This window comes from Xanthomonas sp. WHRI 7945 (assembly GCF_035026585.1).
This window is the reverse complement of the sequence record NZ_JAYIQP010000001.1, coordinates 463,463-483,662: the sequence shown is the minus strand read 5'-3', so window position 1 is coordinate 483,662 and position 20,200 is coordinate 463,463. Positions and strand designations below refer to the sequence as shown.

Here is a 20,200-nt window from a genome sequence, read left to right as displayed (position 1 = left end):
TCCGCCAGGAATGGGCCAACCTCTCATACCGAACGGTCGTGCACGCAGCATGCGGCAGTTGTACGACCAGTGCTCCAACTAAAGAACCCAGAAAGAAGAATGCATGAAAAACATTCCCTTCAAGCTACCACTTTGCCTCTCGGCAGTCATGGCTGCCATCTTCGTCGCCCTCCACTTGGATTCGCTCTGGAATGGGTCAGTGGACCTTGCGCATCACTATGCACTGGCATATCGCATTTCGGAGCAATGGTTCCCTCTCGCGGCGAACGACCCAACGCTGGGAGAAATGAACCTGTACCCCAAGGGCGCGCACATAGTCGCCGCGCTGCTCGGGCGACTGCTGGGCTCCGTCTTCCTCGGAGTGCATATGACCACGCTGATTGCACTGGCTACCATCTGGCTGAGCCTGGCTGCGCTACTGCACGCTCTTCCGGAGCGAAGGGGGGCATTTGCCCTCATCGCCATGGGCAGCCTCGTTGCACTGAACGCCGCGACCGTGAACCTCGACTTGCACGGGCACGAGATCATCGACAATTTCTTCTATTCGCAACTCGTTGGCGAGGCCCTTCTCTATGCTGGCGTGGTCGCAGCGATGTTGTTGGAGCGCAGGTTAGGCACACTCCAGGCATGCTTCGCGCTTACCCTGCTCATGCTCGTGCTCGCGTCGATCCACCTATTGCCCGCGGTGGCCATGCTCGGCCTGATTCTGGGGTTGCTGGGCATCCAAGTAGTGCGCGCCATCGTCAGCAAATCCGTGTCCGTCCGGACCCTGGCACCTGCGGCGGCAATGGCCGCCGCGTCCATCATCGCGCTGGTACTGCACCCATCATTTTCAGCCGTCAGCTCCATTGCCGAAAACAACGGCCGCCTGGAGATGGCCACCGTCTCCTATCCCGCAGGCGTCATCGCGCTGGCGGCCCTGCTGGTGTTGACATCCATCGCAACCTTCGCCAGATGGGTGCGTTCCGCACGCGATGACGAGTACAGCCTGAAATATCTTGCGTTACTTGGCCTTGCCATCGGGCTTCTGTGCCTGACGCAATACGCATTTAACTTACGAGGAAGTGGCTCCGACTACGCGGTGAAGAAATACATATTCTGTATTCTCAGCTTGCTCCTGATCCAGTTGTCGGCACTGTTTGGATGGCTACTCTCGTATCCGTTACGGAACCGCCGCTTTCTGCTGAGGCATGGCGCACTGATCTCGGCCATCGTTCTTCCAGCCAGCCTGTTCATCGCCCTCAGCGGCAGCGTTCCCAAGTCGCCATGGTTCGATGTCTCCGACATCATGCGTAGCGAAAGGCAGATCATTTCCGTAGCGGATACTCAGTTGCCCAGCCCGGCAGAGCACAAGGAAAATGTCGTAATCGGTGCGGACCGTAACCCCGCCTTCAATTACATGTTTTCGCTGGCAATCACCCGCACCAAACGCGACCTAGCCATCAGCGACGTGCTCATCAGCAACAACATCGCCGACTTCGAGCGGTACTCATACATCGTGAGCTTGGGAAGCGACCCCTTGTTCGGAAGCTCAGGGTGCGACACTTACGCGCACGGCCCCATGTCCGTGGTCGCCAGCCAGTGTGTCGCCGCTCGAACCATAGCGGCGAGGCGCTGCAAACAGGACTTCGATTTTTCCCTCAAAGGGTCCATTCCACGCGGCATGATAAGTGGATTCGACGGTGCAGAGGAAAGCAGCCGCTGGACGCAAGGGAAGAATGCCAGCTTCACGTGCATCAATGCGGACGGCGCTCCTGCTACGACGCTCAAAATGGAGATTGCGCCCTTTTTGCATGGCAAGCTGGCAAGCCAGCGGATCGAAATCCTTTTGAATGGAAAGCTGCTGCACGAAGCGAGGATTTCGGGGAACACGACGGGCAAATATCCGATCGATATTGCCATTCCTTCCGAAATGCAGAAGTTGGAATACAGGTTCGAATTTCACATGCCCGATGCCACATCCCCGCAGGAACTTGGCCTAAGTGCTGACGGCAGACAACTGGGCTTCAGCTTCAAATCCCTTTCGCTGCGATGAGCGCGCATCCACGTCCGCAAGCCGAACCCGGCTACCGCCCGATGAGGTCACTGGCACCTTCCTTTTGAGAGCAATCCGTCTTGACAGCTCTATCAACATGGAGTGGCGATCCGAATGCCGCTCCGAGTTTCCGCGACGACTTCCTCGGCCATCCCAAGGGCGTCTACGTCTGTTTCTTCACCGAGATGTGGGAGCGCTTCTCCTTCTACGGCATGAAGGCGCTGCTGCTGCTGTACCTGACCAAGTACCACCTGTTCGGCGACAAGGCCGGGCTCGACCTGCTCGGCGCCTACGGCGGCCTGGTGTACTGCGTGCCGGTGATCGGCGGCCTGCTCGCCGACCGCTGGCTGGGCATGCGCAAGGCGGTGGTGTTCGGCGGCATCCTGCTGGTGCTCGGCCACGTCGGCATGGCCTTCGAAGGCCACGCCGCCACGCGCGTCGGTGGCGAGGTGATCCGCGACACCGCGTCGCTGGGCGTGACCTATCTGTCGCTGGCGCTGATCATCATGGGGGTGGGCTTCCTCAAGCCGAACATCTCCACCATCGTCGGCAAGCTGTACGCGCCCGACGATCCGCGCCGCGACTCCGGCTTCTCGCTGTTCTACGCCGGCATCAACCTCGGCGCGCTGTTCGCCTCGCTGGTGTGCGGCTTCCTCGGCGAGGCCTACGGCTGGCGCTACGGTTTCGGCGCCGCCGGGATCGGCATGCTGCTGGGCCTGGGCATGTTCCTGTGGGGGCAGAAATACCTGCACGGCCACGCCGAGCCGGCGCAACCGGCGCTGCTGCGCCAGCGCGTGGCCGGGCTGCCGCGCGAATGGGCGATCTATCTGGCGGCGGTGCTGGGCGTGGTACCGGTGGCCGGGCTGATGTGGGCCGCGGCCAACGGCGCCTTCAGCCTGGGCGGGGAGATCTCGCTGGCCTTGATGCTGATGCTGGTGGTGCTCGGCGCCGTACTGCTGTGGTTCGCCTGGTTTACCGGCACCCAGTGCACGCCGGTGCAGCGCCAGCAGATGATCGCGCTGATGGTGCTGATCGCGATGGCGCTGGTGTACTTCACCCTGTACGAGCAGACCTACGGTTCCTGGGTCACCTTCACCGACCGACTGATGACCAAGGACATCGTGCCGGCGCTGGTGATCCGCGGCGGCACCCCGCTGCCGTGGTCGATCGCCTCGCTGCTGCTGGCACCGCTGGGCTTCGTGGTGGCGGCCACGCTCTCCGACCGGCGTCCGGACTCGGCGGCGCCGCGCGTGCTGTTCGTGGCGGTGAGCGCGCTGATGCTGCTGTTCCTGGTCCGCGACTGCCTGGTGCTGCCGCAGACCGCCGGCTCGCTGACCTATCTGGGCGCGCTGTTCCTGGTGCTGCTGGCGCCGCTGTTCGCCGCGCTATGGGCCTGGCTGCAACGGCGCGACCTGGAGCCGTCCAAGCCGGCCAAGTCGGCGCTGGGCCTGCTGCTGGCCGGCCTGTCGTTCGTGCCGTTGGCGCTGGCCGCGCAGCAGGTCGGCGCCAGCGGACAGATGGCCAGCGTGTGGTGGCTGGTGCTGGCCTACCTGGTGCTGGAAGCCGGCGAGATGTGCCTGTCGCCGGTCGGCCTGTCGGCGGTCACCCAGCTCGCGGTGCCGCGCGTGGTCAGCCTGATGATGGGCACCTGGTTCCTGGCCACCGCCTTCTCCGAAGCGCTGGCCGCGCTGTTCGGCAAGCTCGCCGCGATCGAGGTGCCGGAAGGCGAAGCGCTGAACATCGCCGACGCCGCCGCCAAGTACACGCACCTGTTCTGGCTGATGCTGTGGATCGGCCTGGGCTGCGCGGTGCTGGCCTTCCTGGCCGCGCCGCTGCTGCGGCGGATGATGCATGGAGTGCGCTGAGCCGAGGCGTTCGCACGGCGGCAAGGCCTGTCCGTGCAGGGCGCAGATGCGCACGTGTTTCACGACACGGCAGCGCGCGAGTCAAAGACAGCGCATGCATGGCATGCGCGCGTGCGGCACCACGCTCGGCGCACGGATCATCTCGCAAGGTCTGCTGCGAAGAAACACGTGCGACCGCTCCGCCTCACGACGACTCGGCAATGCACCGGCCGAGCCCCGACTCGCCGGCTGCCCGCATCCGCGTCGCTGCGGCGCGGACGCGGACGCGGACGGTGGCTAGCGTGCCGCGGCAGGCTTGGCCACTGCGCCGCCAAGCGAGCGGTTCAGGAACGCCAGCAGTTTGGTGTAGTACTCGCGACGATGCTCCTCGGTGTAGAAACCGTGGCCTTCGGTCGGCACGTACAGCGTTTCCACCGGTACGCCGGCCTTCTTCAGCGCCGCCTCCATCTTCTTGGAATGCGCGATCGGCGCGCGCTCGTCCTCGCCGCCGGCAGCCAGGAACACCGGCACCTTGATCCGGTCGGCCAGGTTCACCGGCGACACCGCGGCCAATGCGCTGCTCGGCCCCATCCATTCGCGCAGGAAGGTCTCGCTCGAATCGCGCTGCTGCATGTCGCCCTTGGCATACATCATCGGCAGATCGTAGACGCCGATGTAGCCGGCGGCGCAGCGGTACAGCGCCGGTTCCTTGGCCACGCCCATCAGCGACGCATAGGCGCCGTAGCTGGCGCCGTACATGCAGATGCGCTCGGGATCGGCGATGCCCTGGGCGATTGCCCAGCGCGTGGCGTCGGTCACGTCGTCCTGCATCGCGCCGCCCCACTGCTGCGCACCGGCCTGGTGGAAAGCGCGCCCGTAGTTGCCCGAACCGCGGTAATTGACCTGCAGTACCGCATAGCCGGCCTGGGCCAGCATCTGCGCATCCTGGTCGAACAGGCCCTCGTCGAAGACGCCGAACGGGCCGCCGTGCGGCATCACCACCATCGGCACCTTGCCGGCCGCAGCCGTCGCCGGCAAGGTCACGAAGCCGTGCAACTGCATGCCGTCGCGCGCCTGCAGCGCGATCGGCCGCACCTCGGCCAGCGCCGCCTGCGGCAGCGTGGCGCGGCGCGCGAACACGAAGTCGGCCTTCTTCGCCACGTTGTCGAACAGGTAGAACTGGCCGGGATTGCGTCCGGACTGGACCTCCACCAGGTTCAGCCGGCCATCGCGGGTGCTGGAGGTGACGTAGACCGACTGCCCGGGGAACGCGGCTTCCAGCGCCCGCTGGGTCTTCGCCTCGGGCGAGGCCGGATCGAAGAACAGGCTGCGCGGCTTGTCCGCCAGGAACTCGACACCCACCGGAATACGGGTGCCATAGCGATAGATGATCCGGTGCGGGTCGGCCAGCCCATCGCGCGCGACCACCTTGCGCTCGCCGCTGTCCGCGTTCCAGGCCTCGATCGCATCGCTGCCGCTGGCCCGCTCGACCAGCAGATACGCGGTGCGTCCGTCTTCGGAAAAACCGATCGGGTGTTCGACGTGATGGCTGACGTTCTCGTCGTTGAGCAGGCGCCAGTCGCCGCCCTGCGCGTCGCGATAGAACAGCTTGCTGGCATTGTCCTCATCGGCGCCGGCAGCGAAACGGACCTTGCCCTGCGCATCGCTGAAGAAGTCGGCGCGGCGGACCTTCGGCGAGCCGATCAGCGGACGCCGGCGGCCCGTGTACACGTCCAGGATCTCGGCGCGGCTGTACGGGTCCTTGCTGACGCTGAAGGGACGCACCTGGATGGCCACATTTTGGTCGTCCCCGGGCAGTGGCCCGATCATGTCCGCGATGACGTCCTCGACCTTCTTGGTCTGGATCAGCGAGCCCGGGCTGTCGCCGGTGACGCGCTGGCCCACCAACAGGTCGGCCGCGCCGCCGTCGGCATTGATCGCGAACAGCTCGCCGGTGCCCCGCGGCAGGTCCATCGCGCCGATCTTCTCGGCCATGCTGAACAGCACGCGCGTGTCGTTGACCCACTCGAAGTTGTGGACGTGGCTGTTCTTTTCCATCGAAAAAGTGCCCACGATCTTGCTGTCGGAACGACGCATGATCGCCAACGCGGTCCGGTCCTGCATCGGCACCGTCGCCGCCAGGAACTCGCCGGTGGGCGACAGCTTCAGTTCGGCGATCGCGCCCCGCTTCAGGAACGGATCCAGATCCACCTGCGCTTGCGCGCTCCCCGCCCCCATCCCCAGCAAACAGCACAGTACGACCGCCCCCAGTCTTCCGCTCATCTCTTCCCCCTGTCCATGTCGGTTTGGCTTGCCGGCGGAGTGTAATACGGCGCCGCGCAAGGCGAGTGCCGGCGGCAAACGGCGCGCGCGCGTTGCCGGCAGATCGCATCCTGCACGCAGGCGCATGGAAAATGCCCAATCGCCAGCGTTGCGGCTACCTGCAAGTACACGAGAATGGCCTGACAACGCATGCCGAGCCCCGGCGCGGAAACGTGCTGAGCGACGCCGGAAACGACGGCACGCGGTGATGCCGCGCCGCGGCAGTTGTGCCTAACACTGCAGTCGTGCGCGACTATGCCTGCGATTGGGCCACGCCGCACCATCGCGGCGTGGCGCGTCCGACGCCCGCTAGCGTGCCGCCGCAGGCTTGGCCACCGCGCCGCCCAGCGAACGGCTCAGGAACGCCAGCAGCCTGGTGTAGTACTCGCGCTGGTGCTCCTCGGTGTAGAAGCCGTGGCCCTCGGTCGGCATGTACAGCGTTTCCACCGGCACACCGACTCTTTTCAGCGCCGCTTCCATCTTCTTGGAATGCGCGATCGGCGCGCGCTCGTCCTCGCCACCCGCGGCCAGGAACACCGGCACCTTGATCCTGTCGGCCAGGTTCACCGGCGACACCGCGGCAAGCGCATCGCGTGGACCCAGCCATTCGTGCAGGTAGGCTTCGCCGGACGCTCGGGTCTGGATGTCGCCCTTGACGTACATCATCGGCAGGTCATAGACGCCGACATAGCCGGCCGCGCAGCGGTACAGCGACGGCTCCTTGGCCACGCCCATCAATGACGCGTAGGCGCCGTAACTGGCGCCGTAAAGACAGATGCGCCCCGCATCGGCGATGCCCTGCTGGATCGCCCAGCGCGTGGCGTCTGTCACGTCGTCCTGCATCGTGCCGCCCCACTGCTGCGCGCCGGCCTGTTGGAAGGCACGCCCGTAGTTGCCCGACCCGCGGTAGTTGATCTGCAGCACGGCGTAGCCGGCCTGGGCGAGCAGTTGTGCGCCGTCGTCGAAGGTCCATTTGTCGAACTCTCCAAACGGCCCGCCATGCGGCATCACCACGGTGGCGAGCTTTTTCCTGTCCCCGCCAGCAGGCAAGGTCAGGAAACCGTGCAAGACCTGTCCGTCGCGCGCCGTCACGGAGATGGGTTGCGCCGTGGCCGACTTCTCGGGATCGAACCAGGCGCGCCGGCTGAAGATGCGGTCGGCCTTCTTGGCCGCGGCATCGAACAGGTAGAAATCGCCGGGATTGCGGTCCGAATAGGTTTCCACCAGGGCAAGCCTGCCATCGCGGGTGCTGGACGTGACGAAGACCGCCTGCCCAGGAAACACGGCCTCCAGGCTGCGATACATCCTGGCTTCCGGCGACGCTTCGTCGAAGAACAAGGTCCTGGGCTTGTCGCCGACGACGAAGATGCCCACCGGAATGTTGGTATCGTTGCGATAGATGATCCTGTAAGGGTCGGTCACCGCATCGCGGGCGACCACCTTGCGCTCGCCGCTTTCCGCATTCCACGATTCGACCGCGTCGCTGCCGCTCGCCTTTTCGACCCGGAGGTAGGCAACGCGTCCATCCGCGGAGAAACCCAGGGGTTGTTCGACATGGTGACTGAGGTTCTCGTCGTTGATCAGCCGCCAGTCCCCGCCCTTGGCGCCGCGGTAATAGAGTTTGCTGGCGTTGTCGGTATCGGCGCCCAGCGCAAATCGCACCACGCCTTGTGGATCGGTATGAAAGCTCGCGCGACGCACGGGCGTGCTGGTCAGCGGACGCCGGCGGCCGCTGTAGACGTCCAGCAGTTCGGCGCGGGTGTAAGGATCGTCGCTGTTGAAGGGCCATACGGTGACGACGACATTGCGCTCGTCGTCGGGCAGGGTGCCGGCCAGAAAAGCGGCGACCGCCTCCACCTTCTTCGGCTGGATCCGCGTCCCCGGCCCCTTGCTGGCGACGCGAAATCCCACCAGCAGTTCGGCGGCGGTGCCGTCGGCATTCATGGCGAACAGCTCGCCCGTGGGAATCGGCTTGTCCAACGCACCGAATTTTTCGGCCACCTCGATCAGCAGACGACCATTGCCGATCCAGGTGAAATCCGACACGTGGGAATTCTTGCCCAACGCGAAACTGCCTACGGTCTTGTTGTCGGAACGGCGTATCACCGTCAGCGCGGTCTTGTCCTCCATCGGCACCGTCGCCGCAAGGAACTCGCCGGTCGGCGACAGCTTCAGGTCGGTGACGTCGTCCTTCCTGAGGAACGGTTCAAGATCCACCTGCGCCTGCGCGCTCCCCATTCCGATTCCCATCCCCAGCACACAGCACAACGCGACTGCCCCCAGTCTCCCGCTCATCCTGATCCCCTGTATCCATGTTGGTTTGGCTTGCGGGCAGAGTGTAATACGGCGCTGGCCCGCCGTAGCGGTCGCGTTGTCGGCCGATCGATGCAAGCGCGTCGTCGCTGGCGAAAGCGCCATGGGGCCTCACCCATTGCCCAACGCTTCGGGTCCGGCGAGCGCTGCGGCGCTGAGGCGCGGGGCGCGCGGCAGCGCAGCGCGCGCTCAGAACACATGCACATACCCCAACACGATGCGCGACTGCAGCGCGCTGCCGACCAGCGGACTGTCGCGGATCTGCGCACCGAGGCGATCCACGCCCACATCGAGGAACAGCGAATCGCGATGCGCGACGCGGTAGGCCGCGCGCACCCCGGCTTCCACATCGACGCTGGCGCCGGGGCGATACGGCGGACGCTGCGCGCGCGCCTCCTGTGGCCGCACGCCGTAGTAATAGTCCACGTAGCGGCGATCCAGCCACGCCACGCCCAGCCGCGGAGTCAATTCGAACAGGCCGAGATCGAAGACATGCTCGATCGAAACGGCGACGCGCTGCCCGCGGCTGTAGCCGGACACGTCGTGCATCCACTCCAGCGTGGTGTCGGCGATGCCGGTGCGCCACGTGCCCGAGCCACCCAGCCACAGGCGGTCCTTGCGCTGCCGCACGCCGTCCAGCGACGGCGAGTCCGCTGCGTCGTAGCCGTCGTGGGACAACCGCGTGGTCAGCGAGAACGCCACCGCTCCCAGCGACGGCAGGTTCAGGCTGAGCGACGGGCCGTACACGCTCCACCACTTGCTCTCGTAGACCAGCAGCGGCAGCGCGACGACCTCCGGCTCGACGCCGCGATACGGCTTGTGCATCGTCAGCGCGGCCATGCCCAGGCCCCAGCGCGAGCCACGCGCCGGCGCACTGCTGTCGTCTTCCGCGGCGGCCCATGCCGCGCGAATCGGCAGCACCAGCAGCGCGACCAGCACGATCGCCGCGACCACGCCGCGCCAGAACAGCGCCGCCGGCGGCGTGCGCCGACGCGGCGGCAGGTCAGGAAGATCGTACAGCGCCTGCAATCCAGGACGCAGGCTGTGCGGAAGGCGTGGCGGAGCGGGTCGACGCGGGCGCATGGGAGTGTCCTGATCGTGAAAAACGGAACGGGGAACGGACCTGCGTGCGTTGGCGAAAATCCTGCGGCGACGCGGCGGACGCAGCGACAACAAGAAATCAGCGCACGCTGCACATCGGCGATGGCGTTGACCACGTAGCGGCGTAACCCGCGCACCGCAATGGCACTAGTCCAGGCGCGCGACCAGCTCCTGGGCGCCCTTGCGGATCCCTGCCTTCGCCGCACCCAGGCCGCCGATGCTGGCCTTGACGTTCAACGCGTTCGGATACTGCTTGGACACGTAGGCGCTGAGCAGGCGGTTGTTGGTGGCGTCGTAGATCTCCACCGCATAGCTGACCGAACCGGACAAGGCGCCTTCCTTGCCGCGGATCGACTGCACCACGTTGTACGGGCCACCGGCCAGGTCGAACTTGGTCACCGTTCCTGCCACCTGCGGCGTCTTCTTCGCGCCGGTCAGGGTCACCGCCACGCGCAGCGAACCCGGCCGCGGCCGGTCCAGCAGCGGAAAGCGCGCCTGCAGCGCGTCGCCGAAGGCGGCGCGCATGAAGTCCGCCAGCTCCGCCTTGTCCTGCTCGGAAACCTTCTGGTCGAACTGGTTGTCCGGCCCGCGATAGATCGTCACCGGCGCGACCACCGCGCTGTCGTAGTCGCGCCAGTCGGCTCCGGCCGAATAGTCGTAGGGAACCCGGCCGGAGCGGTCGCCGAGGGTGGGCCGCAACTGCTGTGACGAGGCCAGCCCGGCGTAGGCGACCGGGCGCGTACTGGCGCAACCGGCCGCGCCCAGGCTGATCGCCAGCGCCAATGCGGACAGCCAAACGGAATGTTTCATGGGAGAGCCCTTTCGTGGATTCGGGAAAGCCGCACCGAGGAGTGGTGCACGGACGTAGCGGCGGGCGTCGCGACGACGCGCGTCGCCGCCACTTAAAAGAAACCATACCGTACGGTTTATTATTAGAAGCGATTTCCCCCACTGTCAAGGAAAATGTACAGTTGGGTTCACTTATAGGAGGCGCAATGAAGGTTCGAACCGAGGCACGACGCGAGGCCATCGTCGAGGCGGCGAGGCACCTGTTCCAGGAACTGGGCTACGAGCGCGCCTCGATGAACGAGCTGGCGAAACGGTTGGGCGGCTCCAAGGCCACCCTGTACGGCTATTTCGCGTCCAAGGAGGAGTTGTTCAGCGCCGTGGTCCGCGCCGCCGCGACCGCGCATCTGTCCGACGCGATCCGGCGTTTGCAGGCGCCCCGCACCGGCCAGACCGATTTGCGCTCGATGCTGCTGCACTTCGGCGAGTGCATGCTGCGGGTGGTGAGCAACGATGCCATCGCCATCGCGGTCTACCGCATGGTGGTGGCCGAGGCGGGCCGCTCCGACGTCGGCCAGTTGTTCTACCAGGCCGGCCCCAGCGAATCGGTGGCCGCAGTGGCCGCGGTACTGGAAGCGGCGATGGCGCGCGGCGAACTGCGCCAGAGCGACCCGACCATCGCCGCGCTGCATTTCCTGGCCTTGCTCACCGCGGAAGTGGACGTGCGCATCTACCAGCGCGATCCCCCGCCGCTGCCGCCCTCGACCGTGCGCAAGATGGTGGAACGCGCGGTCGAGATGTTCCTGTTCGGCGCCGCACCGCGGCAGGCGGCCAGCGCCGCTTCGACCACGGCCCGCAAGCCTGCGGCGCGCAAGCGCGCGCGCGCCTGAGCGCAAGCCCGAGCTGCCCGCAATGGAGGATTCGCGTCACGGCCGGCGACGTCGCAGCGCGGCGACGTCACCTATCCCCTCGGCGCACCCGTCGACCCGCGCAACATCAAGCTGAAATCCAGCGTCTGCTGAAGCGGCACGTCCACATTCTCGATGATGGCGAGCAGCAGGTTGACCGCGCGGACGCCGATCTCCCGCATGGGTTGCCGGATGGTCGTCAATGGGGGGGTGAGGTAACTGGACGACGCCAGGTCGTCGAAGCCGACGATGGACAGGTCGTCCGGCACGCGGATGCCCAGGTCCCGGCAGGCCGCCAGGGCACCCAGCGCCATCTGGTCGCTGAAGCAGAACATCGCGGTCGGCACGGGCGCGCGGGCCAGTAGCGCCATCGCGGCCGCATGGCCGGATTCCACGGAGAAATCGCCCGGCACGACGCTCAGGTTGCGCAGGCGGCCGCGCGCCTTGCCGGCGGCTCGGACCCCTTCCAATCGTTGCTGGTGCAGGGGATTGTCGGGCGGGCCGCCCACCACGGCAATCCGCTCGTGCCCCAGCCCATACAGATGTTCCATCACGGCGCGCGCGGCGGCCGCGTTGTCGATGTGGACGCTGGGGATGCCCAGCGCCGGGTCGAACTCGCAGCCGTTGACCACCGGCGCGGCGGTGCCCAGCTGCTTGACGATCTCGCGCGCCGTCGGCGGCAGGCGGTGCCCCAGCACGATCAGGCCGTCCGCCTCGTTGCGCCGGAGCATCTGCGCGTAGCGCTCCTCGCGGTCGGGCTGGTGCTGGGTATCGCCCAGCAGGACGGCGTAACCGACGGCCTGCGCCGCTTCCTCCGCGCCTTGCAGGATCTGCGCGAAGAATGGATTGGCGATGTCCGGGACGGTGACCAGGATCTTGCCGCTGCGCTGGGTCTTGAGCGTCCTGGCGACCGTGTTGGGGACATAGCCCAGCGCGGCGGCGGCCTGCTCGATGCGCGTGCGCGTGGCCGGCAGGACTTTTTCCGGCCGGGACAGCGCGCGCGACACCGTGCCGGCGGAGACGCCGACGTGCTTTGCGATGTCGTAAATGGTTGCCATGACGTTTGTTCTTCTTTCTGCTGTGCAGTGCACAACGGCTCTTGCGGAAGGCCCATGCTAGGATAAATGCAATCGATTGCATCGAGGCGAATCACGTTGAAAACGCTCAAGGGTCCAGCGCTGTTCCTGGCGCAGTTCATCGGCGACAACCCTCCCTTCGATCGCTTGGACACGCTGGCCGGGTGGGCTGCGGGCCTGGGCTATTCTGGCGTACAAGTGCCGACCAGCGCGCCCCACCTGTTCGATCTGGCCCAGGCTGCGCAGAGCCAGGCGTATTGCGACGACGTCGCCGGCATGCTGGCCGGGCACGGTCTGCAGATCACCGAACTGTCCACCCACCTGCAGGGGCAACTGGTCGCCGTCCACCCCGCCTACGACACCCTGTTCGACGGCTTCGCACCGCCGGACAAGCGCGGCGATCCCGCCGCCCGCCAGGCCTGGGCGGTGGAGCAACTGCTGTTGGCCGCCAAGGCCAGCCAGCGCCTGGGGCTGACGGCGCATGCCACGTTCTCCGGTGCACTGGCCTGGCCCTACTTCTATCCCTGGCCGCAGCGCCCGCCGGGCCTGGTGGACGAAGCCTTCGCCGAACTCGGTCGCCGCTGGCGCCCCATCCTGGATGCCTTCGACGCCTGCGGCGTGGACCTGTGCTTCGAGATCCACCCGGGCGAGGACCTGCACGACGGCGCGACCTTCGAGCGCTTCCTCGAGGTGGTCGACCACCACCCGCGCGCCAGGATCCTGTACGACCCCAGCCACCTGCTGCTGCAGCAGATGGACTACCTGGGCTTCATCGACCGGTACCACGCGCGCATCGGCATCTTCCACGTCAAGGACGCGGAGTATCGCGCCAGTGCGCGCAGCGGCGTCTATGGCGGTTACCAGGACTGGATCGATCGTCCGGGGCGGTTCCGCTCGCTCGGCGATGGCCAGATCGACTTCAAGGCGATCTTCTCGAAGTTCGCGCAATACGATTTCCCGGGCTGGGCGGTGCTGGAGTGGGAGTGCTGCCTGAAGCATCCGGAAGACGGCGCACGCGAGGGTGCCGCGTTCATCCGCGACCACATCATCCGCGTGACCGAACGCGCCTTCGACGACTTTGCCGACAGCGGCGCCGATCCGGAATCGCTGCGCCGCATGCTGGGGACCTGAGCCAATACCGCCCTGGGAGGGGAAGCCATGACGCACACCATGTCGCGCTTGGGCGCGATGATGTTTCTGCAGTTCTTCATCTGGGGGGCATGGTTCGTGACCCTGGGCACGTACCTGGTGCAGGGTCCCCTGCAGGCCAGCGCGAGCCAGGTGGCGACGGCCTTCCTCAGCCAGTCCATCGGCGCCATCGTGGCGCCGTTCCTGGTCGGCCTGATCGCCGATCGCTACTTCGCGGCGCAGCGCATCCTCGCGGTGCTGCACCTCGCCGGCGCGGTGCTCATGTGGCTGGCGTCCACGGCGACCAGCTTCGGCATGTTCTCCGCCTGCGTCATGGGCTACATGCTGCTGTTCATGCCGACGCTGGCACTGGCCAACAGCGTGGCGATGCGGCACATGCAATCGCCCGAAAAGCAGTTTCCGCTGGTGCGGGTGGCCGGCAGCGTCGGCTGGATCGTCGCGGGGGTGCTGATCGGCTGGCTGGGCTGGGAACAGGCGCACCGGCTCGAGCTGACCTTCCGGATGGCGGCGCTGGCGTCGCTGGCCCTGGGCCTGTATGCCTTCACCCTGCCGCACACGCCGCCGCTGGCGCAACAGCGCGACGCCGGGCTGGGGCAGATGCTGGGACTGGACTCGCTGCGGCTGCTGAAGTCACGCTCCTATCTGGTGTTTTTCCTGGCGTCCATCGCCATCTGCATCCCGCTGGCGTTCTACTACAACTTCACCAACCCGTATCTCAACGATCTGGGCGTGCGCGGCGCGGCCGGCCTGCAGTCGCTGGGCCAGGTCTCCGAAGTGCTGCTGATGCTGGCCATGCCGTTCCTGTTCGTGCGGCTGGGGGTCAAGACCATGCTGGCGGTGGGCATGGCCGCGTGGGTGGTGCGCTACGCCATGTTCGCCTTTGGCGATGCGGGCGGCGGGTTCTCCTTGCTGGTGATCGGCATCGTGCTGCACGGCATCTGCTACGACTTCTTCTTCGTCACCGGCCAGATCTACACCGATGCGCATGCCGGCCCCGCCGCGCGCAGCAGCGCGCAGGGGTTCATCACCCTGGCCACGTACGGCGTGGGCATGTTGATCGGCACGTTCCTGTCCGGCGCGGTGGTGGAGCACTACACCACGGCGGCCGGCCCGGACTGGCAGCAGATCTGGCTGTTCCCGGCAGGCGTGGCGCTGGTCGTGCTGATCGCCTTCCTGTTGCTGTTCCGCGACCGGCCAGTCGTCGCGGCCGCGCCCTCCGCACCCTGAGGACCCCACCCGATGCGCAAGCTTGGAATCGCCATCGTCGGCACCGGCATGATCGGCGCCGTGCACCGGCGCGCAGCGCTGCTGGCCGGTGCCCAGGTCCGCGGCGTCGCCGCCTCTTCCCCGCAACGCGCACGCGACGTGGCGCAGTCATGGGACGTCCCGCGCGCCTATCGCGACATCGAGGAGGTGGTCGCCGATCCGCAGGTACAGGTCGTGCACGTCTGCACGCCCAACCATCTGCACCGCGCCATGGCGCAGGCGGCGCTGCAAGCCGGCAAGCACGTGATCTGCGAGAAGCCGCTGGCCACCACGTTGCAGGACGCCCAGGCCTTGGCGGCATTGGCCGCCTCGACCGGGCTGGTCGCCACGGTGCCCTTCGTCTACCGCTACCACCCGGTGGTCCGCGAGGCGCGCGCACGCATCGCGCAGGGCGAACTGGGGCCGCTGCGCCTGATCCACGGCAGCTACCTGCAGGACTGGCTGCTGGACCCCGCCAGCAACAACTGGCGCGTGGACCCGGCACTGGGTGGCGCGTCGCGCGTGTTCGCCGACATTGGCTCGCACTGGTGCGACCTGGTGGAATGGGTCGGCGGCGAGCGGTTCGTCGAGGTCAGCGCGGCGTTCGCCACCGTGATCGCCGAGCGCGGCGCCCTCACCGGGCAGAGCTTCACCACGCCTGCGGCGGGCGACGCAATGCAGGCCGTAGCGAGCGAGGACGTGGCCGCGGCGATGTTCAAAACCGGTGCCGGTACGCTGGCCTCGTTGACGGTCAGCCAGGTCTCGGCGGGACGCCGCAATCGCTTGTGGTTCGAGATCGATGGCGCCAACGCCAGCGTGGCGTTCGACCAGGAGGACGCCGAGCGGCTGTGGATCGGCCGGCCCGACCAGCGCGAGGAAATCTTCGTGCGCGGGCCGGGCGCCGGCAGTGCTGAACAACGCCGGCTGGCGGTGCTGCCGGCCGGGCACGCACAGGGCTACGGCGATTGTTTCGAGGCATTTGTCGCCGACACCTATCGCGCCATCGAAGGCGAGCGGCCGGAAGGCCTGCCCACCTTCGAGGACGGCGTGCGCTCGGCGCTGATCGTCGATCGCGTCATCGCATCGGCCAGGACGCGCGCCTGGACATCCATCGGTTGAATCCCGGGAGAACTTCTTGATGAACACCCCTACACGCAGAACCGCCGCTCTCGCACTGCTGCTGCTCGTCGCCCTGCCCGCCTTCGCACGCGACGCCGCTGACCCGCAAACACCCATCGCGGTGCAGATGTACACGCTGCGCGACGCCGGCTCGCTCGAGCAACAGTTGAAGATCGTCCACGACGCGGGCGTGGGCGCGGTGGAAACGGTCGGCACGCAGAACGTCAGCGCTGTGGAACTCAAGCGGCTGCTGGACAGGTATGCGATCAAGGCGATCTCGTCGCACGTGCAACTGGCCGAGCTGCGCAAGGACCTGGATAGCGTGGTGGCCTTCAACCGGTCGATCGGCAACACCACGCTGGTGGTGCCGTACCTGGACCAGAAGGACCGGCCGACCGATGCCGCGGGCTGGACCGCATTGGGCAAGGAACTGGGCCAACTCTCGACGCGGGTGCGGGCCAAGGGCATGCATCTGGCCTACCACAACCACGACTTCGAGCTGGTGGACTTCAATGGCAAGACCGGCCTGGAACTGCTGTTCGCAGCGGCCGGCCCCGACCTGCAGACCGAGCTGGACCTGGCCTGGGTCGCGCGCGCGGGCTACGACCCGGCGGCGATGCTGGCCAAGTTCAAGGGCCGCATGTTCGCGGTACACGCCAAGGACAATGCACCGAAAGGCCAGGCCGAGGACGAGGGTGGCTTCGCCGCCGTGGGCCGGGGCGTCTTGGACTGGAACGCGATCCTGCCTGCCGCGGCGGGTGCCGGCGTGCGCTGGTACATCATCGAGCACGACCGTCCGCGCGATCCGGCCGCGGTCGTCCAGACCGGTGCCGACTACCTGCGTGAACACCTGCCCGCCAGCCTGCCCGCCAGCGCACATCGCTAGCACGCGAAGGAGTCACGCTTGAAAACGATCCTGACAGTGGCCGTGGTTCTACTGGGGACGACGCTTGCGACGACGGCGTGGTCCAAGGACGACCCTGCGGCCGGCGCGCAACTCTACGCAACGAATTGCACGGCCTGCCACGGCGCCGATCGCGCGGGCGTCCCGGGCGCATTCCCCGCGCTCACCGACGTGGGCAAGCGGCTGGAATCGGCGCAAATCAAGGAGAAGATCAGCAAGGGCGGCGGCTTGATGCCGCCCTTTCCCCAGCTGTCGCAACAGGACGTCGACGACATTGCCAGCTTCCTGGCGCAATAGGATGCCGGCGCCGGCGCCGTCTGCGTGCCGGCGCTACAGCTCGCGCACCCAGATGTTGCGGTAGCTGACCTTGGAATCGTGCTCCTGCAGGGAGATCGGCGCGCACGCATGCGGCGAGTACGAAGGTGCGCCGATGTACTCGGTCTTGCCCGCCAGCACGGTGTCGTCCTGCACCAGCACGCCGTTATGCAGGACGGTGATACGGGCGGGCGAAATGAGCCCGCCACCCTGCGAGAAGCGCGGCGCCTTCCAGATGATGTCGTAGGCCTGCCACTCGCCCGGCGCACGCGAGGCGTTCACCAGCGGAATGGCCTGCTTGTAGATCGAGCCGGCCTGGCCGTTGGCATAGGTCGGATTGTTGTAGCTGTCGAGCACCTGCAGCTCATACAGGTCCTGCAGGAAGATGCCGCTGTTGCCCCGCTGCTGGCCTTCGAAACCCCGGGTCGCGGTGGGCGTGCGCCACTCGACATGCAGCTGGATGTCGCAGAAGCGCTGCTTGGTGCGGATGCCCTTGCTCCCCGGCACCACGGTCAGCGCGCCGCCGGCGACGCTCCAGGGCACGCGTCCGCCCTGCTCCGACTCCCAGGCGGAGAGATCCTTGCCACCGAACAGCACGATCGCGTCGGAGGGCGCCCGGCCCGCGGGCGTGGCCACGGTCGCGGGCACGGGCTTCCACGCCTCGGTCTTCGTCGGATCGCGCGACGGGTCGCCGCCGGCCTGCGCGAACGCAGGCGCCGCGGCCAGCAGGCTGGCCGCCATCAGGAGGGATCTGGTCATGGTGTTCCCGGGGAAGTGATGCATGGGCGAAGCGTTGCGGTCCATCAGCTGGTCGCCCACGCGGGCGTACCGGGGGCGTAGGCCAGGTCGCCGTCGTAGCGACCCGGCACGGCGACGTACTGCAGCACTTCGGTCGCGGCAATCTTCGACGTGAAGAAACTGAAGATGGTCAGCTGCTTGATCATCGTGAAGTAATGCGGCATCGCGCCCGCCACTTTGGCGGTGCCGGTGTCGGCCACTTCGACGACATGTTTCCTGGCTTCTGCATCCAGCGCGCGCAGCAGCTCGGTGCGCGCCTGCGGCGTGAGCGACACGAAGCGGCCGCCGGCGCGTTTGTCGATCTCGACCAGGCCGGCGCGGAATGCCGCCTGCTGCTTGGCGGTGTAGCAATCGGTAACGAATTGCGCCATGAACACGCCTACGCCGGCGTCCTTCGCCCCCGGCGTTTTGGTCCGCGGCAGGATGGTCTCGGCGATCTCGTCCAGCGTGCCGACATCGGCGGCGGAGAACGCGTGCTTCGTCCCCTCGGCCGGCGCCTGTCCCTGGGCGAGCGCGGGCAGGCCGATCATGGCCGCGCCCGTGGCGGCGAGGATCATCTTCAGCAGTTCGCGGCGTTCCATCACAGGTTCCCCGCTTTCAGCTCGCGCACCGCATGGTCCGCTGCCCGTGCGGTCAGCGCCATGTAGGTCAGCGAAGGATTCACGCAGGCGCTGGAGGTCATGCAGGCGCCGTCGGTCACGTAGACGTTCGGCGCGTCCCAGACCTGGTTGTGCTGGTTCAGCACGGAATTGCTGCGGTCACGGCCCATGCGCGCGGTGCCCATCTCGTGAATGCCCTTGCCCGGGGCGTAGTCATCATCGTGCATCTGCACGTCCTTGACCCCGGCGGCCTCCAGCATCTCGGCGGCATCGGCGGCCATGTCCTTGCGCATGGCCTTTTCGTTCGCGCGCAGGGACACGTCCATCGCCAGCACCGGCAGCCCCCATTTGTCCTTGCGCTGCGGGTCCAGGCGAATCGTATTGTCGTGGTGAGGCAGCATTTCGCCGAATCCGGTCATGCCGATGCGCCAGTCGCCCGGCAGGGTCAGCGCATCCTTCAGGTCCGCGCCGATGTTCAGCTCGGCGATCTCGCGCGACCACCCGGTGCGGCTGGCGCCGCCCTGGTAGCCGAACCCGCGCAGGTAGCCGCGCTTTTCCTCGGCGACGTTGCGGAAACGGGGAATGTAGAAGCCGCAGGGACGCCGGCCGAAGTAGTACTTGTCGTCGTAGCCCTCGACCCGGCCGGCGGCACCTGCGCCGAAATGATGGTCCATCACGTTGTGCCCAAGCTCGCCGGACGAAGAGCCCAGCCCGCCTTCCCAGACATCGGTGGCCGAGTTCATCAGCAGCCAGGTCGAGTTGAAGGAGGACGCGTTGAGGAAGATCACGTTGGCCGTGTACTGATAGGTCTGTCCGCTCTCGGCATCGATGATCTCCACACCCCGCGCACGCTTGCGGTCCTTGTCGTAGAGCACTTCCTTGACGATCGAGAAGGGCCGCAAGGTCAGGTTGCCGGTCTTCATGGCCGCCGGCAGCGTCGCCGACTGGGTCGAGAAGTAGGCGCCGTACGGACAGCCCAGGATGCACTTGTTGCGATACTGGCAGTTGACGCGGCCCTGCTCGACCTTGGGCTCGGTGATGTTCGCGGTGCGCGAGTGGATCAGGTGCCTGGTCCCGCCGAAGGCCTTCTTGATCCGCGCGGCCACGTCCTTCTCGACGATGTTCAACGGGATCGGCGGCAGGAACTCGCCGTCGGGCAACACGTCCAGGCCCTCGCGCGTGCCGGCGATGCCGGCGAACTTCTCCACGTAGTCGTACCAGGGCGCGATGTCGGCGTAACGGATCGGCCAATCGGTGGCGATGCCGTCCTTGAGGTTCGCCTGGAAATCCAGGTCCGACAGGCGATAGCTCTGCCGTCCCCACATCAGCGAGCGACCACCCACGTGGTAGCCGCGGTACCAGTCGAATCGCTTGGTCTCGGTGTAGGGCGATTCCTTTTCGTTGGCCCACATGCCCTGCAGGTTCTCGACCAGGCCGTAGTCGCGCATCAACACCGGATAGTCGGCCTTCATCGCCTGGGTCGGCCGGTTGCGGTGCGGGAAATCCCACGCCTCCTTCATCGCGTTGACGTAGTCCTTGACGTGTTCGATGTTGCGTCCGCGTTCCAGCATCAGGACCTTGAGACCTTTCTCGGTCAGTTCCTTCGCCGCCCAACCGCCACTGATTCCCGAGCCGACGACGATGGCGTCGTAGTGATTGTCTGCCATGGGTTCTACTTCACCTGGG

At 66.7% G+C, this 20,200-nt stretch carries 16 protein-coding genes; 8 read left to right on the top strand and 8 right to left on the bottom strand.

The window, feature by feature from the left end:
- The first annotated feature begins 103 nt into the window (after positions 1-103).
- Complete coding sequence (locus tag VDQ83_RS01950; RefSeq protein WP_455433656.1) at positions 104-2,035, top strand: hypothetical protein; 1,932 nt, start codon at positions 104-106, stop codon at positions 2,033-2,035.
- A gap of 80 nt (positions 2,036-2,115) precedes the next feature.
- A complete protein-coding gene (locus tag VDQ83_RS01945) occupies positions 2,116-3,900 on the top strand; it encodes a peptide MFS transporter (protein ID WP_455433655.1) in 1,785 nt (594 codons plus the stop codon).
- Positions 3,901-4,176: 276 nt separating this feature from the next.
- On the opposite strand, the gene VDQ83_RS01940 is transcribed toward VDQ83_RS01945, so the two are convergent.
- From VDQ83_RS01940 to VDQ83_RS01925, 4 genes are all read right to left on the bottom strand, one after another.
- The gene (locus tag VDQ83_RS01940) at positions 4,177-6,117 is read right to left on the bottom strand and encodes an alpha/beta hydrolase family protein (RefSeq protein WP_455433676.1); all 1,941 of its coding nucleotides are present in this window, start codon (positions 6,115-6,117) and stop codon (positions 4,177-4,179) included.
- A 393-nt stretch (positions 6,118-6,510) separates the two neighbouring features.
- Positions 6,511-8,451, bottom strand: a complete 1,941-nt coding sequence (locus tag VDQ83_RS01935; RefSeq protein ID WP_455433675.1) for an alpha/beta hydrolase family protein — start codon at positions 8,449-8,451, stop codon at positions 6,511-6,513.
- Positions 8,452-8,703: 252 nt separating this feature from the next.
- A complete protein-coding gene (locus tag VDQ83_RS01930; protein WP_455433654.1) occupies positions 8,704-9,597 on the bottom strand; it encodes a MipA/OmpV family protein in 894 nt (297 codons plus the stop codon).
- Positions 9,598-9,762: 165 nt separating this feature from the next.
- Positions 9,763-10,425: a DUF3313 domain-containing protein gene (locus VDQ83_RS01925; RefSeq protein WP_263395182.1), complete on the bottom strand. Its 663-nt coding sequence runs from the start codon at positions 10,423-10,425 to the stop codon at positions 9,763-9,765.
- A gap of 185 nt (positions 10,426-10,610) precedes the next feature.
- Between VDQ83_RS01925 and VDQ83_RS01920 the strand changes: the two genes are divergently transcribed.
- Positions 10,611-11,291 (top strand): TetR/AcrR family transcriptional regulator, encoded by a 681-nt coding sequence (locus VDQ83_RS01920; protein WP_455433653.1) that lies wholly within the window; start codon positions 10,611-10,613, stop codon positions 11,289-11,291.
- A gap of 71 nt (positions 11,292-11,362) precedes the next feature.
- Here the strand turns inward: VDQ83_RS01920 and VDQ83_RS01915 are convergent, their stop codons facing one another.
- A complete protein-coding gene (locus VDQ83_RS01915) occupies positions 11,363-12,367 on the bottom strand; it encodes a LacI family DNA-binding transcriptional regulator (RefSeq protein ID WP_455433652.1) in 1,005 nt (334 codons plus the stop codon).
- A gap of 96 nt (positions 12,368-12,463) precedes the next feature.
- Between VDQ83_RS01915 and VDQ83_RS01910 the strand changes: the two genes are divergently transcribed.
- The 5 genes from VDQ83_RS01910 to VDQ83_RS01890 are packed head-to-tail and all read left to right on the top strand — an operon-like array spanning position 12,464 to position 17,099.
- Positions 12,464-13,516: a sugar phosphate isomerase/epimerase family protein gene (locus VDQ83_RS01910; protein ID WP_455433651.1), complete on the top strand. Its 1,053-nt coding sequence runs from the start codon at positions 12,464-12,466 to the stop codon at positions 13,514-13,516.
- Between the two features lie 27 nt (positions 13,517-13,543).
- Complete coding sequence (locus tag VDQ83_RS01905) at positions 13,544-14,761, top strand: nucleoside permease (RefSeq protein ID WP_309918249.1); 1,218 nt, start codon at positions 13,544-13,546, stop codon at positions 14,759-14,761.
- A gap of 12 nt (positions 14,762-14,773) precedes the next feature.
- Positions 14,774-15,898 carry a Gfo/Idh/MocA family protein gene (locus VDQ83_RS01900; protein ID WP_455433650.1) on the top strand — a complete coding sequence of 375 codons (1,125 nt, stop codon included), beginning with the start codon at positions 14,774-14,776 and terminating at the stop codon, positions 15,896-15,898.
- Positions 15,899-15,917: 19 nt separating this feature from the next.
- The gene (locus VDQ83_RS01895) at positions 15,918-16,784 is read left to right on the top strand and encodes a sugar phosphate isomerase/epimerase family protein (RefSeq protein ID WP_455433649.1); all 867 of its coding nucleotides are present in this window, start codon (positions 15,918-15,920) and stop codon (positions 16,782-16,784) included.
- 18 nt (positions 16,785-16,802) lie between these two features.
- The gene (locus VDQ83_RS01890; protein ID WP_455433648.1) at positions 16,803-17,099 is read left to right on the top strand and encodes a c-type cytochrome; all 297 of its coding nucleotides are present in this window, start codon (positions 16,803-16,805) and stop codon (positions 17,097-17,099) included.
- 33 nt (positions 17,100-17,132) lie between these two features.
- On the opposite strand, the gene VDQ83_RS01885 is transcribed toward VDQ83_RS01890, so the two are convergent.
- From VDQ83_RS01885 to VDQ83_RS01875, 3 genes are read right to left on the bottom strand one after another with little or no spacing between them, the layout of a single operon-like run.
- Positions 17,133-17,876 (bottom strand): 3-keto-disaccharide hydrolase, encoded by a 744-nt coding sequence (locus VDQ83_RS01885; RefSeq protein ID WP_455433647.1) that lies wholly within the window; start codon positions 17,874-17,876, stop codon positions 17,133-17,135.
- 44 nt (positions 17,877-17,920) lie between these two features.
- Positions 17,921-18,496 (bottom strand): gluconate 2-dehydrogenase subunit 3 family protein, encoded by a 576-nt coding sequence (locus VDQ83_RS01880; protein ID WP_455433646.1) that lies wholly within the window; start codon positions 18,494-18,496, stop codon positions 17,921-17,923.
- Positions 18,496-20,181 carry a GMC oxidoreductase gene (locus VDQ83_RS01875; RefSeq protein WP_455433645.1) on the bottom strand — a complete coding sequence of 562 codons (1,686 nt, stop codon included), beginning with the start codon at positions 20,179-20,181 and terminating at the stop codon, positions 18,496-18,498. The genes VDQ83_RS01880 and VDQ83_RS01875 overlap by 1 nt, the downstream gene beginning before the upstream one ends.
- Positions 20,182-20,200: the final 19 nt, after the last annotated feature.

What these genes read in the sequence shown, in the direction of transcription:
- VDQ83_RS01940 (WP_455433676.1), bottom strand. Translation starts at nt 6,117, where the DNA reads ATGGGGGCGGGGAGCGCGCAAGCGCAGGTGGATCTGGATCCGTTCCTG.
- VDQ83_RS01880 (WP_455433646.1), bottom strand. Translation starts at nt 18,496, where the DNA reads ATGGAACGCCGCGAACTGCTGAAGATGATCCTCGCCGCCACGGGCGCG.
- VDQ83_RS01935 (WP_455433675.1), bottom strand. Translation starts at nt 8,451, where the DNA reads ATGGGAATCGGAATGGGGAGCGCGCAGGCGCAGGTGGATCTTGAACCG.
- VDQ83_RS01915 (WP_455433652.1), bottom strand. Translation starts at nt 12,367, where the DNA reads ATGGCAACCATTTACGACATCGCAAAGCACGTCGGCGTCTCCGCCGGC.
- VDQ83_RS01900 (WP_455433650.1), top strand. Translation starts at nt 14,774, where the DNA reads ATGCGCAAGCTTGGAATCGCCATCGTCGGCACCGGCATGATCGGCGCC.
- VDQ83_RS01925 (WP_263395182.1), bottom strand. Translation starts at nt 10,425, where the DNA reads ATGAAACATTCCGTTTGGCTGTCCGCATTGGCGCTGGCGATCAGCCTG.
- VDQ83_RS01885 (WP_455433647.1), bottom strand. Translation starts at nt 17,876, where the DNA reads ATGACCAGATCCCTCCTGATGGCGGCCAGCCTGCTGGCCGCGGCGCCT.
- VDQ83_RS01950 (WP_455433656.1), top strand. Translation starts at nt 104, where the DNA reads ATGAAAAACATTCCCTTCAAGCTACCACTTTGCCTCTCGGCAGTCATG.
- VDQ83_RS01905 (WP_309918249.1), top strand. Translation starts at nt 13,544, where the DNA reads ATGACGCACACCATGTCGCGCTTGGGCGCGATGATGTTTCTGCAGTTC.
- VDQ83_RS01920 (WP_455433653.1), top strand. Translation starts at nt 10,611, where the DNA reads ATGAAGGTTCGAACCGAGGCACGACGCGAGGCCATCGTCGAGGCGGCG.
- VDQ83_RS01895 (WP_455433649.1), top strand. Translation starts at nt 15,918, where the DNA reads ATGAACACCCCTACACGCAGAACCGCCGCTCTCGCACTGCTGCTGCTC.
- VDQ83_RS01875 (WP_455433645.1), bottom strand. Translation starts at nt 20,181, where the DNA reads ATGGCAGACAATCACTACGACGCCATCGTCGTCGGCTCGGGAATCAGT.
- VDQ83_RS01930 (WP_455433654.1), bottom strand. Translation starts at nt 9,597, where the DNA reads ATGCGCCCGCGTCGACCCGCTCCGCCACGCCTTCCGCACAGCCTGCGT.